A 16,691-nucleotide genomic window follows, 5' to 3' on the forward strand; every position below is an offset into this window, starting at 1 on the left:
GGAAGCCCAGATGCAGGAGGAACTTGGTCTCCAGCTTTCGCAGGAGCAGGAACTTATACTTATACTGTGGCGGCTACAGCTCCATGTACTGTTGATGCTGTTTCGACAGTTTCAGTAACAGAGCAGGTCGTGACAGTTCCAAATCCAATACTAAGTCAACCAACCTGCACGATATCTACAGGAAGTGTATTATTGACAGGACTACCATCAGGAAACTGGACTATTAATCCTGGAAATATTACAGGAAGCGGAACTAGCACTACAATAACAGGATTAGTACCTGGGAATATTTATAGTTTTACAGTAACGACTGAAACAGGATGTGCTTCACTACCTTCAGCAGATATTATTGTAAGGAATGTTATCTGTGGAAATACAGAAACAACAGCTTCAATCAATGGATTTACAGGAGGAACAACTCCAGCCTTAACATCAAACGATAAATTAAACGGAGCTGATGTTGTAATAGGAACAAATCCTGGTGAAGTAAAAGTAACTCCAGTAACTGTGCCAACAGGATTAACTCTGAATGCAGACGGAACAGTAACTGTTGCAGCAAACACAGCTGCAGGAAATTATGATGTAACGTACAAAATCTGCGAAGTAACCAATCCAACAAATTGTGATGAAGTAACTTCAGTTATAGTAGTTAGCCAGCCGACAATCGATGCAGTAACAGAAACGACAGCTTCGATCAATGGTTACACAGGAGGAACAACACCAGCCTTAACGTTAAATGATAAATTAAACGGAGCAGCTGTAGTGGTGGGTACTAACCCAGGAGAGGTAAAAGTAACTCCAGTAACTGTGCCAACAGGATTAACTCTGAATGCAGACGGAACAGTAACTGTTGCAGCAAACACAGCTGCAGGAAATTATGATGTAACGTACAAAATCTGCGAAGTAACCAATCCAACAAATTGTGATGAAGTAACTTCAACTATAGTAGTAGGTAAATCAATTATAACTGCATTGACTGAGACTACAGATCCAATCAATGGAAGACTTGGTGGAACGACATATTCATTAGTTAATAATGATCTTTTAAACGGAGTTGCAGTTGTTATTAGAAATAGTAATGGAGGAGTAATCTTGACAAGTGTAAGTGTACCATCAGGATTAACTTTAAATGCAGACGGAACTGTAAAAGTAGATGCGGGAACGCCAATAGGACTTTATGAGGTTGAATATACAATTTGCGAATTTTTAAATCCAACAACAAATTGTGCAACTGTCAAAAGTTATGTTCTTGTTACAGGTTCAGCTCCTAGTGTAGGGGTATTAAAAGCAAATGATGACAATGGAGGAACTATAGATACTAATAAAGGTGAAAAACCAAACGTAAATGTTTTCAAAAATGATACTTATAATGGTTTACCATTAGATCCTTCAACTGTTATTTTAACAACAGTAGTTTCAAATCCTAATTTAATTTTAAAGGCGGATGGATCAATAGAAGTAAAAGATGGTACTCCAGTTGGGGATTATGAATTGACATACCAAATTTGTGAAGTCTTAAGTACAGATAATTGCAGTCAGGCAAAAGTGAAAGTTTCAGTAGAAAACAGTGTTGATCCTGAACCGCCAGTTTCAGAAATTGTTTTAGGCAATGATACTGCTGCTGCCGATGGAATAAATGGTTCTCTAGAATTTATAAATGTTTTAGATAATGATTTCTTAGATGAGAAGCCAATTAACTCTCTAGATATTATAATTACTAACATATCAAAAAGTCCATATTTTGAATTTAATTCAGATGGAACTGTAAATGTGAAACCAAATACGCCGGGAGGAAATTATACAATTGCATATCAAGTTTGCGAAAAAGCAGATTCATCTAATTGCAGTACCGGAATGTTAAATGTTTTTGTTGAAGTTCCAGAAATTGCACTTGTTAAAACAGCTGTATTCAATGATGAAAATGGTAATGGAGTTGCAAATGCAGGAGAAACAATTACATACAAATTTGTAGTAACAAATACAGGAAATGTTCCATTGAAAGGAGTTATGATTACAGATCCTTTAGTTGGTGTTAAAGTCTTTGGACAAGCAATTGACCTAGATGTAAACGAATCTAATGATACCAATTTTACTGCAGAATATAAGATAACACAAAGCGACATTAATCACGGAAGCGTAAGTAACCAAGCAAGTGTAAAAGGAAGCAGTGCAAGAGGAGTTGTAGTTGAAGATATTTCTGATGATTCAAGTCTTACAGATGATAAACCAACTGTTTTAGGTCTAACCGGATGTGTAATAAAAGTCTTTAATGCTTTCTCTCCAAATGGAGATGCTAAGAATTCAAGATTCTACATTCAAGGATTAGAATGTTATCCAAACAATACAGTAGAGATCTACAATCGTTGGGGAGTATTAGTTTTTGATATTGACCGTTACAATAATGAAGATCGAGTGTTTACAGGATTTTCACAAGGACGTACAACTATTAGTGAAACTGCTGGATTACCTGTTGGAACTTATTTTTATATTATTAAGTATACTGATAGCGATTCTAACCCTCACGAACTTTCAGGTTATTTATATCTAAATAAATAAAAATTACAAACGGCTTAGTATTAAGCTAAGCCGTTTTTTTAAAATCTTTTAAATGAAAAAATTAAGCTTAATTTTTATATTCTTTTCCGTTGTAGGCTTTGCGCAGCAAGATGCTCAGTATACACAATACATGTACAATACTATAAATGTAAATCCCGCATATGCCGGTTCACGAGGAGTAATGAGTGTTTTTGGATTGTATCGTACTCAATGGATAGGGCTTGACGGCGCACCAAAAACCAGCAGTTTTTCATTAAACACACCAATAAATAACAGCGATATCGGAATAGGTGTTTCGCTTGTAAATGACAAAATTGGACCTACAAATGAAAATACCTTATCAACAGATATATCGTATTCAATACCAACATCCGAAACCTTCAAACTTTCGTTTGGAATTAAGGCAACAGCCAATTTATTCAATTTAGACATAAACAAACTTAATCCCGAAGATCAAGGAGATCCACAGTTTCAGGACTTAAATAATAAGTTCTCACCAAATATTGGAGCAGGAGTTTATTGGCACTCAGATAAAGCCTATGTTGGGTTTTCCATTCCAAATTTCATAGAAACAAATAGATATGATGACAATGATGTCGCAATTTTTAAAGATAAAATCAACTATTACTTAATGGCAGGTTATGTGTTTGATCTTAATTATTATCTCAAATTTAAACCAGCTGTTCTAACAAAAATGGTTCAAGGTGCCCCTTTACAAGTTGATTTATCAGGAAATTTTATGTTTAATGAAAAGTTTGTCGTGGGATTGGCTTACAGATGGAGTGCTTCATTAAGCGCAATGGCAGGTTTTCAAGTCTCAGAAGGAATGTATATAGGTTACGCTTATGATCGTGAGACGACTAAGTTAAATAACTATAATTCAGGTTCTCACGAAATATTCCTTCGTTTCGAGTTTTTTAATAATTACAATAAAATGATATCTCCAAGATTCTTCTAATATATGCCATAATGAAAATTAAAAAAATAAGTTATTCAGTTCTATTACTATGCTTCTTTTTCCAAATAAATGCGCAGACAAAACTTATAAGTAAAGAAAATAAAACTAAAAGCAGCAAGGAGGTTAAACTTGCAAAAAAAGAAGAGAAAGCAAAAAAAGCATATGCAAAACGAGTAAGTAAAGCGGATAAAAAATATGACAATTATGAATATGTAGACGCTATAAAAGCCTACAGAAAGGTAATGGAAAAAGGAGATTTTGATGAAAAACTGCTTCAAAGACTTGCAAACTCTTATTATTTTACAGCCGATTTAAGAAATGCAGAAAAATGGTACGGAGAGCTTTACAGAATCAATAAAAATCAATTACCAGAATATTTATACAGGTATGCACAATCCTTAAAATCAGTAGGACATTATCAAAGAGCAGATCAAATCTTAGAAATATTTAACACCAGAGCTGCGTCAGAAAACAGAGCTACTTTAGTTAGAAACGAGAAAAATTATTTAGACGAAATTAAATCCAATTCGGGACGATTTGTAATCGCCGATGCTGGAGTTAATTCTGAATTTTCAGATTACGGAGGAGTAATTTATGATAACAAGATTGTTTTTACTTCTGCAAGAGATACTGGCGGAATAGCCAGAAAAAACTTTAAATGGACAAATAAGTCTTTTTCTACTTTTTTTACGGCAGATTTATTACCAGATGGAAGTGTTGGAAAAGTGAAACTTTTCTATAAAAAAGACCATGGAAACTTTAATGAATCTTCTCCAGTGTTTACAAAAGATGGACGCACAATGTATTTTACCCGAAATAATTTCATCGATGGTAAAAGAGGAGAAAATAATAAGAATGTAACGCTTCTTAAACTTTATAAGGCAGAATTGGTTGATGATAAATGGGATAATGTAAAGGAGTTGCCTTTTACAAGTAATCAATACAGTACTGCACATCCTGCTCTAAGCATAGACGAAAAAACGTTGTATTTTGCTTCAGACATGCCTGGAACTCTTGGAGAATCTGATTTGTACAAAGTAACCATAAATACAGATGGAACTTTTGGAGCTCCTGAAAATTTAGGAGCACATATAAATACAGAAGGCAGAGAAACATTCCCATTTGTCTCAGGTGATAATGAATTGTATTTTTCTTCAGACGGACGTCCAGGTCTAGGAGGCCTTGATGTGTTTGTTGTAAAAATGAATGAAGACGGAACGCTGGATGAAGTTCAAAATGTTGGACAGCCAGTAAATAGTAAACAAGATGATTTTGCTTTTATAATAGACAGTAGAAAGAGAAATGGATTCTTTTCGTCAAACCGCGAAAACATGCATGATTCAGATAATATCTATCGATTTACAGAAATAAAAAAATTGGTATGCGAGCAAGGACTGTCAGGAGTAATTACAGATGCTGAATCAAATGAAATTTTAGCAAATGCTTCTCTTATTTTGTTTGATGAAAATTTCAATACGCTGCAAAATGTTGAATCTGATGAAAAAGGGAATTATACTTTTGAAAACGTAAAATGCGGAAAGAAATATTCTATCAGAGTTGTTAAAGACGGTTTTAACAGAAAAGATGTTTCAATTGCTTTAAAGAAAGAAAATGGTAAAACTGAATTACCAATTGGATTGCATAAAAATGTGCAGCCTGCCGAAATTAAACAAATAGCGGTAAATAAACTAGCAATTAAACCTTTGAAAATAGGGACTATTAACGTTGGTTCAGATTTGGTAAAATTACTTCACATTCCGATGAACTTTTTTGATTTAGGAAAAGCTACAATTAAAAAATCATCCGAAGCTGCACTAAGTAAAGTTGTACAGGCCTTAAATCAGTATCCGAATTTAAAATTAGATATTCGATCACACACAGACAGCCGATCTTCATCTGAAAGTAATCAAATTTTATCTGATAAAAGAGCCCAGTCAACAAGAGACTGGCTAATAAGTAAAGGAGTTGATGCCAGTAGATTAACGGCAAAAGGATATGGTGAAACACAGTTAGTTAATAAATGTGCAGACGGTGTAAAATGTACCGAACAACAGCACCAGTTAAACAGACGCAGCGAATTTATTGTAGTTGCAATGTAAAAAATAAATTTCTTTAAAATCTAATAAGCCCTTTTCTAAATCTAGAAAAGGGCTTTTTTTAAAGAACTCTTTAAAAGTTAAAAAAGCTGATTTTTGGCAAAAAAGAGCCGTAAATGTTTTTGTTCTTTAGTGTATAGTTTTAAAAAGTTGAAAAACAATGTATAATGTTTAAAATGAATGTGTTGTGTTTTTAAAAGATAGTGTTAGAAGTAAATAGTGTGCAATTTTTTTTTAACTTTATAAATCTAAAATTTTTCAGATATGACTGTAGATCAAATACTAAACGCAAAAGGTAAAAATGTTTATTCGGTACATTCAACAACAACAGTTTATGAAGCTTTGAAAGTAATGGGCGAAAAAAACATAGGAGCAATCCTTGTTATTGACGGAAATGACTTAAAAGGAATTTTATCTGAAAGGGATTATGCTCGAAAAATTGTTTTAAAAGATAAATCTTCCAAAGAAACTCTTGTACATGAAATCATGGAAAGCAATGTTTTTTCGGTTAAATTATCTAATAATATCGAGGATTGTATGGAGTTGATGAGCTCAAAGAGAATCAGACACCTCCCAGTTTTAGAAAACGAAATTGTAGTAGGAATAATTTCGATCAGCGATGTGGTAAAAGCGGTTATCGAAATTCAAAAAGACACCATTAACCACTTAAATTCCTATATCTCGCAGTAAATAAATTTTATGAAACATAACTTTTTAAATAGTCCATTATGCCGTGGACTATTTTTTTGACGTTATTAATTTAACATTTTAACAAAAGAAAGTAGTAAAAACATACCTTTTTAAGCTAAGACTTATATCTTTGTAAGCTAGAATAAAAGCTAAAAATAATGAACAAAGAGAGTAAAAAAAGAGAGGCATTACTGTACCACGCAGAGCCAACTCCAGGAAAAATTCAAGTAGTTCCAACAAAAAAATATGCAACACAAAGAGACTTATCACTGGCTTATTCGCCAGGAGTTGCTGAACCATGTTTAGAAATCGCAGCAAACAAAGAAGACGTTTATAAATACACAGCAAAAGGAAATTTAGTAGCTGTAATTTCAAATGGTACAGCTGTTTTAGGTCTTGGAAATATAGGCCCTGAGGCTGGAAAACCAGTAATGGAAGGAAAAGGTTTACTGTTTAAAATCTTCTCAGACATTGATGTTTTTGATATAGAAATCGATACCGAAAATGTTGAAGAATTTATTCAAACGGTAAAAAATATTGCCCCAACTTTTGGAGGTATCAATCTTGAAGATATTAAAGCACCAGAATCTTTCGAAATTGAAAGAAGATTAATAGAAGAATTAGACATTCCGGTAATGCATGATGATCAGCACGGAACTGCGATTATTTCTTCTGCAGCCTTAATCAATGCACTTGAATTAGCAGGCAAAAAAGCTGAAGAAGTAAAAGTCGTTGTTTCAGGAGCAGGATCTGCTGCAATTGCTTGTACAGATTTATATGTTTTATTAGGAGTAAAAGTCGAAAATATTTTAATGTACAATAGCAAGGGACTTTTAACAAAAGACAATCCTTCGCTTTCAGAATTACAATTAAAGTACGCGGTTAACGGTCCTAAAATTGATTTAGCAGATGCAGTAAACGGAGCAGATGTTTTCATCGGATTATCATCAGGGGATATTCTGTCACCTGAAATGTTATTGACAATGAAAGAAAATCCGATTGTGTTTGCAATGGCAAATCCAAATCCGGAAATCGATTATAATTTAGCTGTTCAAACGCGAAAAGACGTTATTATGGCTACAGGACGTTCAGACTTTCCTAACCAAGTAAATAATGTTTTAGGTTTTCCATATATTTTTAGAGGAGCGTTAGATGTACGTGCAACTAAAATTAATGAAGAAATGAAAATGGCGGCTGTAAAAGCTTTAGCTATTTTAGCAAAAGAACCAGTTCCAGAACAAGTTAACGTAGCTTATGGTGCGACAAAACTAGGTTTTGGTCAAGAATATATCATTCCTAAGCCTTTTGATCCTCGATTAATTACTATTGTAGCGCCTGCAGTTGCTAAGGCAGCAATGGAATCTGGAGTAGCAAAAAAACCTATTACAGATTGGGCAGCTTATGAAGATGTGCTTCGTGAGCGTATGGGTAACGATAACAAAATGGTGCGTTTAATTACCAATCGTGCTAAATTAAATCCTAAACGAGTTGTTTTTGCAGAAGCAGATCATTTAAATGTTTTAAAAGCGGCTCAAATTGTTTATGAAGATGGTATTGGTTCGCCAGTATTATTAGGAAATAGAGAATTAATTTTAGAATTAAAAGCTGAATTAGGTTTTGATGCTGATCTTGAAATTATTGATCCTAAAACTAATGAAGAAGAAGCAAGACGAAATCGATTTGCAAATTCTTATTGGGAAACCAGAGAGCGTAGAGGAGTTTCATTGCTTGATGCTCAGAAGTTTATGCGCGAAAGAAATTATTTTGCGGCAATGATGGTTAATGAAGGAGAAGCTGATGCTGTAGTTACAGGTTACTCAAGAAGTTATCCAAGTGTTGTAAAACCAATGCTTCAGCTAATCGAAAAAGCGCAAGGAGCATCTCTTGTTGCAACTGCAAACATGATGCTTACATCTCGCGGACCAATGTTCCTGTCAGATACAGCAATTAATATCAATCCAAGTTCAGAAGATTTAGTAAACATTGCTATTATGACGGCAAAAACAGCAAAAATGTTTGGTGTTGAGCCTGTTATAGCGATGGTTTCTTATTCAAACTTTGGATCATCAACAAGTCAAAGTGCTTCAAAAGTAAGAGAAGCAGTTGCTTACTTGCATAAAAATCATCCAGACATGATTGTTGATGGTGAAATTCAAGCAGATTTTGCTTTAAACCCAGATATGCTTAAAGAGAAATTTCCTTTCTCTAAATTAGCAGGTAAAAAAGTTAATACACTAATTTTCCCTAATTTAGAGTCAGCAAATATTACATACAAATTGTTGAAAGAGTTATATAAAGTTAATTCTATTGGACCAATTATGATGGGAATGGGTAAACCAGTTCACATTTTTCAATTAGGGGCAAGCGTTGAAGAGATGGTTAACATGGCAGCAATTGCGGTAATTGACGCGCAGCAAAAAGAAAGTAAAAAAAACAAATTAGCAGAGTAGTACAATAAAGTAAGGATCAAATAATATTGTCTTAATTTTATTGCATTTTTGTTATATTTGATACTTATAAATAATACTATGATAGCACATTTACAAGGGAAATTAGTTGAAAAAAATCCCACAGAAGTTGTAATTGATTGTGGCGGAGTGGGATACCATGTAAACATATCATTGCATACCTTTTCATTAATTCCTAATGCTGATTTTATAAAATTGTATACGCATCTTCAAATCAAAGAAGATGCGCATACTTTATTTGGTTTTGTCGAAAAATCAGAGCGAGAAATATTTAGAATGCTTTTATCTGTTTCAGGAATTGGAGCCAATATTGCAAGAACAATGCTGTCTTCTATTGAGCCTAGACAAATTATCAATGCCATAGCATCGGGAGATGTCGGTGTTATTCAATCGATAAAAGGAATTGGAAACAAAACAGCACAGCGAGTAATACTTGATTTAAAAGAAAAAGTGTTAAAGTTGTACGATTTAGATGAAGTTTCCGTGGTTCAAAACAATACAAATAGAGATGAAGCGTTATCTGCTTTGGAAGTTTTAGGTTTTGTTAGAAAAACTTCAGAAAAAGTAGTCGAAAAGATTGTAAAAGAAGATCCAGAAGCTACCGTAGAAACGATTATTAAAAAAGCATTAAAAAGCTTGTAAACCCAATCTTGATAAACGAATTGTATGCGTAAAATTTGTATTTTTTTGCTGGTTTTATTATGTGGTAACGTTTTGCGATCACAAGTAAATCCGGTGGCTCAAGATACAACCAAAACTCAGTTTTCTGTTGGAAAATTAGAGTTAGAAAATCCGCCTAGTATACTCTCGGCTTATCGATATGATCCAATTACAGATCGTTACATTTATACAAAATCAGTCGATGGTTTTTCCATTGATTATCCTCTTATTTTAACACCCAAAGAATATGAAGATTTAGTTTTAAAAGAATCCAGAAGAGATTATTTTAGAAAAAAATCCGACGCAATCGATGGCAAGAAAGCAAACAGCGAAGCTGCCAAAAAAGATTTACTGCCACGGTACTATATTAATTCAAGCCTTTTTGAAAGTGTATTTGGAAGTAACACTATCGACGTAAAACCTACCGGATCTGTTGAGATGGATTTAGGTATGCGTTATACAAAACAAGACAACCCTTCGTTCTCACCTCGTAATAGATCAAGTCTTACGTTTGATTTCGATCAGCGAATCAGTATGAGTTTAATGGGTAAAGTAGGAACAAGATTAGAGGTAAATGCAAATTACGATACACAATCAACATTTGCTTTTCAGAACTTGTTTAAACTGGCGTACACACCATCAGAAGATGATATCATCCAAAAAGTAGAAGTTGGAAATGTAAGCATGCCGCTTAATAGTACCTTAATTCGTGGAGCCCAGAGTTTGTTTGGAGTTAAAACACAGTTGCAATTTGGAAAAACAACCATTACAGGCGTTTTTTCAGAACAAAAATCACAAACAAAAAGCGTCGTTGCCGAAAACGGAGGAACAGTTCAAAACTTTGATTTGTATGCTTTAGATTATGATAACGATCGACACTTTTTCTTATCTCAATATTTTAGAAATAAGTATGACGCATCTCTAAGGAATTATCCAATTATTGATAGTCGTGTGCAGATAACGAGATTAGAAGTTTGGGTAACCAACAAACAAAATCGTATAAGCACAAACAATAATAACTTAAGAAACATTATAGCACTTCAGGATTTAGGTGAAGGCCAGATTAGTGGTATTCCAGATAACGAAGTTGTTGTAATAAGTTCTAGCACTGGATTTTTTAATAATCCTGTAGATACACCAACAAATAATACCAATAATAAATATGATCCAGCGACCATTGGTCAAGCAGGAGCATATTTAAATTCTAATATTAGAGAAATTGTAACTGCAAAATCGGGATTTAACAATACCAATGTAAGCGAAGCTACTGATTATTCTGTATTAGAAAATGCTCGAAAATTAACAGCCGCAGAGTATACATTTAACCCTCAATTAGGATATTTATCGTTACAGCAGCGTTTAGCAAACGACGAAATTTTAGCAGTAGCTTTTGAATATACAGTTGGTGGAAAAGTGTACCAAGTAGGAGAATTTGGAAGTGATGGTATTGACGGAACAGTAGTTACTGGAAACAATAATGGCAATCAGGCAATTATAACACAGAGCTTAGTTTTAAAAATGCTGAAAAGTAATTTGACAAACGTTAAAAATCCAGTTTGGAATTTGATGATGAAAAACGTTTATCAAATTCCACAGGCCTATCAAATTAAACAAGACGATTTTAGGTTAAATATCCTTTATACAGACCCATCGCCTATAAACTACATTACACCAGTTCAAGGAACTACTTTTCCTCCAAATCCAGCGCCAGATAGTAAAGTGGAACAAACACCATTATTAAATGTTTTCAACTTAGATCGCTTAAACTACAATAATGATCCGCAAACAGGTGGAGATGGATTTTTTGATTACATTCCTGGAATAACAGTCGATGTTCAGAACGGGCGTGTAATTTTTACAACAAAAGAACCTTTTGGAGAGCTTATCTTTAAAAAATTACAAAACAGCGCAGGAGAAACATATAACGATCCAACAACTTATAATGCTAATCAGCAAAAGTATGTTTTTAGAAATATGTATAAAAACACTCAGGCAGGAGCATTACAAGACAGCGATAAAAATAAATTCTTATTAAGAGGAAAATATAAATCATCAGGAAGCAACGGAATACCTATTGGAGCATTTAATGTTCCTCAAGGATCTGTTGTGGTTACTGCAGCCGGACGAAGACTAGTTGAAGGCATCGATTATAGTGTTGATTATCAACTAGGAAGAGTGCAAATTTTAGACCCTTCTCTTCAGGCATCAAATACCCCAATAGAAGTTTCGTTAGAGAATAATTCAATCTTCGGGCAGCAGACTAGAAGATTTATGGGGTTCAATGTCGAGCATAAAATTTCGGATAAATTTGTTGTTGGAGGAACTTATTTAAAAATGACCGAAAGACCATTTACTCAAAAATCAAGTTATGGTCAAGAGTCAGTAAATAATACCATTTTCGGTTTTAATGGAAATTACTCAACAGAAGTTCCGTTTTTGACAAGATTAGCAAACAAATTGCCTAATATTGATACTGATGTACCTTCAAACTTATCTATTCGAGGAGAAGTTGCATTTTTAAGACCAGATGCTCCAAAAGCAAGTGATTTTGAAGGAGAAGCAACCATTTATGTTGATGATTTTGAAGGTTCACAGACTACAATCGATATGCGATCTGCTTATGCATGGAGTTTAGCATCAACACCATTTGTGAATTCTATAAACGATAATACATTTAATGCCAATTCAAACACTTTAGAATACGGTTATAAAAGAGCGAAACTATCTTGGTATACCATTGATCCAATTTTTTATTCCTCAAAACCATCTGGAATTTCAAATGATGATTTGTCTTTAAATACAACAAGAAGAATTTACAGTCGAGAATTATATCCAAATACTGATATCGCTCAAGGACAGATTCAGGTAGTTAATACACTTGATTTAACATACTATCCATCAGATAGAGGTCCTTATAATAATAACCCAAATTTTAGTTCAAGCAATCCATCGTCAAATTTTGGTGGAATCATGCGAGCTTTAAACTCAACAAATTTTGAACAAGGAAATGTAGAGTATATTCAGTTTTGGGTGCTGGATCCTTATGTTGGAAATGGAGAAACGCCGGGAACTAATACAGGTAAAATATATTTCAACTTAGGAGAAATCTCCGAAGACGTTTTAAAAGACGGAAGAAAACAATATGAAAATGGATTGGGGCCAGATCAAATTATGGTTAACCCGCAGCCGCTTTGGGGAGATGTCCCTGCATCACAATCTTTAATTTATGCTTTTGACACCAATCCAGAGAACCGAAAAAATCAAGATGTTGGTTTAGACGGTCTGCCAAGTTCAAAAGAGGGTGCAATTTATACAAATTATGCAGGAGAAGTTGACCCTGCTGCAGACGATTATACCTATTACTTAAATACTGACGGTGGTGTTCTTGAACGTTACAAAAATTACAACGGAGTTGAAGGAAACTCAGCAGTAAGTATTAATGATCCAAATCGTGGTTCAACGACTCTTCCAGATGTTGAAGATATTAATCGAGATAATACGATGAGTACCATTAATGCTTATTATGAATATAGTATTGATGTTAAGCCGGGAATGCAGGTAGGACAAAATTATGTTACTGATATTAGAGAAGTAAGCAATGTTGAACTGCCAAACGGAGGAACAACTACAGCAAGATGGATTCAGTTTAAAATTCCAGTTTCTCAGCCACAAAACACAATTGGTAACATTACAGATTTTAGATCTATTCGTTTCATGCGTATGTTTATGACAGGATTTAATAATCAGACTACCGTGAGATTTGGAGCCTTAGATTTAGTAAGAGGAGAATGGAGAAGATATACAGGAACCCTTGACGCAAATGATCCAAATCCAGACGATGATGGAGTAGAGTTTGATGTGGCGGCAGTAAATATTCAAGAAAATGGAACAAAGTGTCCAGTAAATTATGTAATTCCACCGGGAGTTCGAAGAGAGCAGTTGTATAATAACAATACTGTTATCAATCAAAACGAGCAATCTTTGGCGGTGCGAATTGGCGGTGTAGGCTTGCAATATCAAGATTCAAGAGCGGTTTTTAAAAACGTAAGTGTTGATATGCGTCAATACAAAAAACTTAAAATGTTTTTACATGCCGAATCTCTGCCAAATGAAAATACACTTGAAGATGATGAAATGGTTGGTTTCATTCGTTTCGGAAATGACTTTACACAAAACTTCTATCAAGTAGAAATTCCATTAAAAGTTACCAGAACCGGAGGTTCTTGTACGATAAGTCCAGACTTAGTTTGGATGGACGAGAATAATATAGATTTAGCTCTTGATTTGTTGACCAGAATGAAAATTAAAGCCATGTCTATCGATATCAATTCGGATAAGCGCGATATTAATGGAATTTATTATCCTGATGATGATTTATCAAGCGGAGGAGATGGTGACGGCAGATTAAAATTAGGTATAAAAGGAAATCCTAATTTTGGTTTAGTGCGAAACTTAATGGTAGGAGTAAAAAGCAGGGCCGATCATAAAGATATAAAAGGAGAAGTTTGGTTTAACGAACTTCGATTAGCTGATTTAGAGAACAAGGGCGGAATGGCAGCCATTTTGAATGTTGATACTAATATGGCCGATTTTGCAACTGTTTCTGCAACTGGTAGAAAAAGCACAATAGGTTTTGGATCTTTAGAACAAGGAGCAAACGAACGCAGTCGTGAAGACGTGCAACAATACAACATTGTTACCAATTTAAATTTAGGAAAATTACTGCCTCCAAAATGGGGAATCAACCTGCCGTTTAATTATGCAATCGGCGAAGAAGTAATTACGCCAGAATATGATCCGTTTAATCAAGATATTAAACTGGATCAGTTAATAAGAGAAACAACAAATGAGGCTGAAAAAGACAATATCAGAACTCGTGCTGTAGATTATACGAAACGTAAAAGTATCAACTTTATTGGTGTTAGAAAAGACAGAGCTCCAGAGCAGAAACCTCATGTTTATGATGTAGAGAATTTTACATTTTCACAATCATACAATCAGGTCGAAAGACATGATTATGAAGTTGAAAGTTATGAAGACGAACAGTCTAGTACAGCAGTAAATTATGCCTATACATTTCAGCCCAAAGAAGTAGTTCCATTCAAGACTACAAAGTTTATGAAGAAAAGTGATTATTGGAAAATGTTAAGCGATATCAACTTTAATTATCTGCCGTCAAACATATCTTTTAATACTAATATTTTAAGACAAAGCAATCGTCAGCAGTATAGAATAGTTGAAGTCGAAGGTATTGGACTTGATCCTCTTTATAGAAGAAATTTTGCGTTTAATTATCAATATGGTTTTGGTTTTAACTTAACTAAATCATTAAAGCTAAATTACTCAGCAGCATCAAATAATATCGTTCGAAATTTCTTAAACGATGATAATTCTCCAAAAGAAGATTTTAATATTTGGGATGATTATTGGGATATTGGTACGCCAAACCAGCACGTTCAGCAGTTAATATTGAACTATGATATTCCAATCAATAAAATTCCAATCTTTAGTTTTGTAAAAGCGAGTTATTCTTATACGGCTGATTACAGTTGGAATCGTGCTTCAACAGCATTTACTCAATACGAAGACACCAATGGTAATATATACGATTTAGGAAATACAATCCAAAACGCAAATTCTAATACACTTACTACAACCTTAAACATGAATATGTTGTATAAGTACTTAGGATTAACGCCGGGGGCAAAATCTCCTGCAAAACCTAAAACAGCAGCACCTCCAAAGCCAGGTGAGAAAATTGTTAATACAGCCAAACCAGTTGTAAGCAGCAGTCCTTTTTATGATGGTTTAATTGGGGTGTTGACAAGTGTAAAAAATGTTCAAATTAACTATACAAAAAACAGCGGTACAGTTTTACCTGGATATACGCCAAGTATTGGTTTCTTAGGAACATCAAAACCAAGTTTAGGATTTGTATTTGGAAGCCAAGATGACGTTCGTTACGAAGCTGCAAAAAACGGATGGCTGACAACTTACCAAGATTTCAATCAAAGTTTTACACAAGTTTCAAATAAACTTTTAAAAGTTACAGCAAACATTGATTTGCTTCCGGACTTAAAAATTGATTTGTCGATGGATCGTGCTTATTCTGAAAATACATCAGAGCAATTTAGTGTTGACCCAGCAACAAGAGAGTATATGCCGTTGTCACCTTATACTTACGGAATGTTTTCTATTTCGACAGTTTTAATAAAAACTGCTTTTTCAACGAGTGATGAAACACAGTCTGCAGCATTTGATGATTTTAGAAATAATCGTTTAATAATTGCAAACCGTTTGGCAGGAGAACATTATGGTGCAGGAGTCGAAATTCCGAGATATGGAGATGCAAATAATCCAATTCCGGCAGAAACAGATCCTAATTATAAAATATATGTGGCTAATCAAGGATATCCTATAGGTTATACAAAAAGTAATCAAGCTGTTTTATTGCCATCATTCTTGGCGGCGTATACAGGCGCTGATGCTTCTGGTTCATCTACAGATATTTTTAGAAGCTTTCCAATTCCAAACTGGAGTATTAAATATAATGGATTAATGCGCTATAAGTATTTTAAAGATAAATTTAAGCGTTTCTCATTACAGCATAATTATAGAGCATCTTATACTGTGAATCAGTTTAGATCTAACTTTGATTTTAATGATCCTGCTAAGACGCAAGACGTTAATACTAATTTCTATAATCAAATTATTATGTCTAACGTTAACTTAGTTGAGCAGTTTAGTCCATTAATTCGAATGGATTTTGAATTGAAGAGTTCTTTACGAGTGCTTTCTGAGATTAAAAAAGACAGAGCATTATCAATGAGTTTTGATAATAACTTATTGACAGAAGTTAGAGGAGTAGAATATATAATTGGATTAGGATATCGTTTTAAAGATGTTATTTTCTCGTCAAGATTAGCAGATTCCCCAACAGGAATTATTAAGAGTGATATAAATATTAAGGCCGATTTCTCATTTAGAAATAATGAAACATTAGTGCGATATTTAGATTACGATAATAATCAACTTGCAGCAGGACAAAACATCTGGTCGTTGAAATTAACAGCTGATTATTCTTTTAGTAAAAACTTGACAGCAATATTTTATTACGATCATTCATTTTCAAAGGCTGTTATTTCAACATCATTTCCTTTAACGAATATTAGATCCGGGTTCACACTTCGATATAATTTCGGAAATTAAATTTGAGTTTCTAAACAGGAATTTCTTAGAAGATTATTACATTTGTTGCAGAAT

At 33.9% G+C, this 16,691-nt stretch carries 7 protein-coding genes; all 7 read left to right on the plus strand.

From position 1 onward, the window contains the following. Window positions 1-2,556 (plus strand): gliding motility-associated C-terminal domain-containing protein (locus tag ACHRVL_RS20235; protein WP_395415130.1); only part of this gene is annotated, 2,556 nt, incomplete at its 5' end. Between the two features lie 52 nt (window positions 2,557-2,608). Next, the gene (locus tag ACHRVL_RS20240) at window positions 2,609-3,514 is read left to right on the plus strand and encodes a type IX secretion system membrane protein PorP/SprF (RefSeq protein WP_395415131.1); all 906 of its coding nucleotides are present in this window, start codon (window positions 2,609-2,611) and stop codon (window positions 3,512-3,514) included. A gap of 11 nt (window positions 3,515-3,525) precedes the next feature. Then, the gene (locus tag ACHRVL_RS20245) at window positions 3,526-5,613 is read left to right on the plus strand and encodes an OmpA family protein (protein ID WP_395415132.1); all 2,088 of its coding nucleotides are present in this window, start codon (window positions 3,526-3,528) and stop codon (window positions 5,611-5,613) included. A 261-nt stretch (window positions 5,614-5,874) separates the two neighbouring features. Next, on the plus strand, window positions 5,875-6,300 hold the full coding sequence (locus tag ACHRVL_RS20250; protein ID WP_089054429.1) for a CBS domain-containing protein: 426 nt from the start codon (window positions 5,875-5,877) through the stop codon (window positions 6,298-6,300). A gap of 158 nt (window positions 6,301-6,458) precedes the next feature. Further along, window positions 6,459-8,750, plus strand: coding sequence for an NADP-dependent malic enzyme (locus ACHRVL_RS20255; protein WP_089054430.1), 2,292 nt, complete (start codon window positions 6,459-6,461; stop codon window positions 8,748-8,750). Window positions 8,751-8,828: 78 nt separating this feature from the next. Beyond that, entirely contained in the window at window positions 8,829-9,410 is a 582-nt protein-coding gene (gene ruvA, locus ACHRVL_RS20260; RefSeq protein WP_089054431.1) for a Holliday junction branch migration protein RuvA, read from the plus strand. 24 nt (window positions 9,411-9,434) lie between these two features. Next, window positions 9,435-16,637 carry a cell surface protein SprA gene (gene sprA / locus ACHRVL_RS20265; protein ID WP_395415133.1) on the plus strand — a complete coding sequence of 2,401 codons (7,203 nt, stop codon included), beginning with the start codon at window positions 9,435-9,437 and terminating at the stop codon, window positions 16,635-16,637. Window positions 16,638-16,691 lie beyond the last annotated feature (54 nt).

Source organism: Flavobacterium sp. FlaQc-28, from assembly GCF_044007415.1.
Lineage (GTDB): Bacteria > Bacteroidota > Bacteroidia > Flavobacteriales > Flavobacteriaceae > Flavobacterium.

Bases quoted from the DNA above. Each gene is read 5' to 3' on its own strand.
- ACHRVL_RS20240 (WP_395415131.1), top strand. From the start codon at position 2,609: ATGAAAAAATTAAGCTTAATTTTTATATTCTTTTCCGTTGTAGGCTTT.
- ACHRVL_RS20245 (WP_395415132.1), top strand. From the start codon at position 3,526: ATGAAAATTAAAAAAATAAGTTATTCAGTTCTATTACTATGCTTCTTT.
- ACHRVL_RS20250 (WP_089054429.1), top strand. From the start codon at position 5,875: ATGACTGTAGATCAAATACTAAACGCAAAAGGTAAAAATGTTTATTCG.
- ACHRVL_RS20255 (WP_089054430.1), top strand. From the start codon at position 6,459: ATGAACAAAGAGAGTAAAAAAAGAGAGGCATTACTGTACCACGCAGAG.
- ruvA (WP_089054431.1), top strand. From the start codon at position 8,829: ATGATAGCACATTTACAAGGGAAATTAGTTGAAAAAAATCCCACAGAA.
- sprA (WP_395415133.1), top strand. From the start codon at position 9,435: ATGCGTAAAATTTGTATTTTTTTGCTGGTTTTATTATGTGGTAACGTT.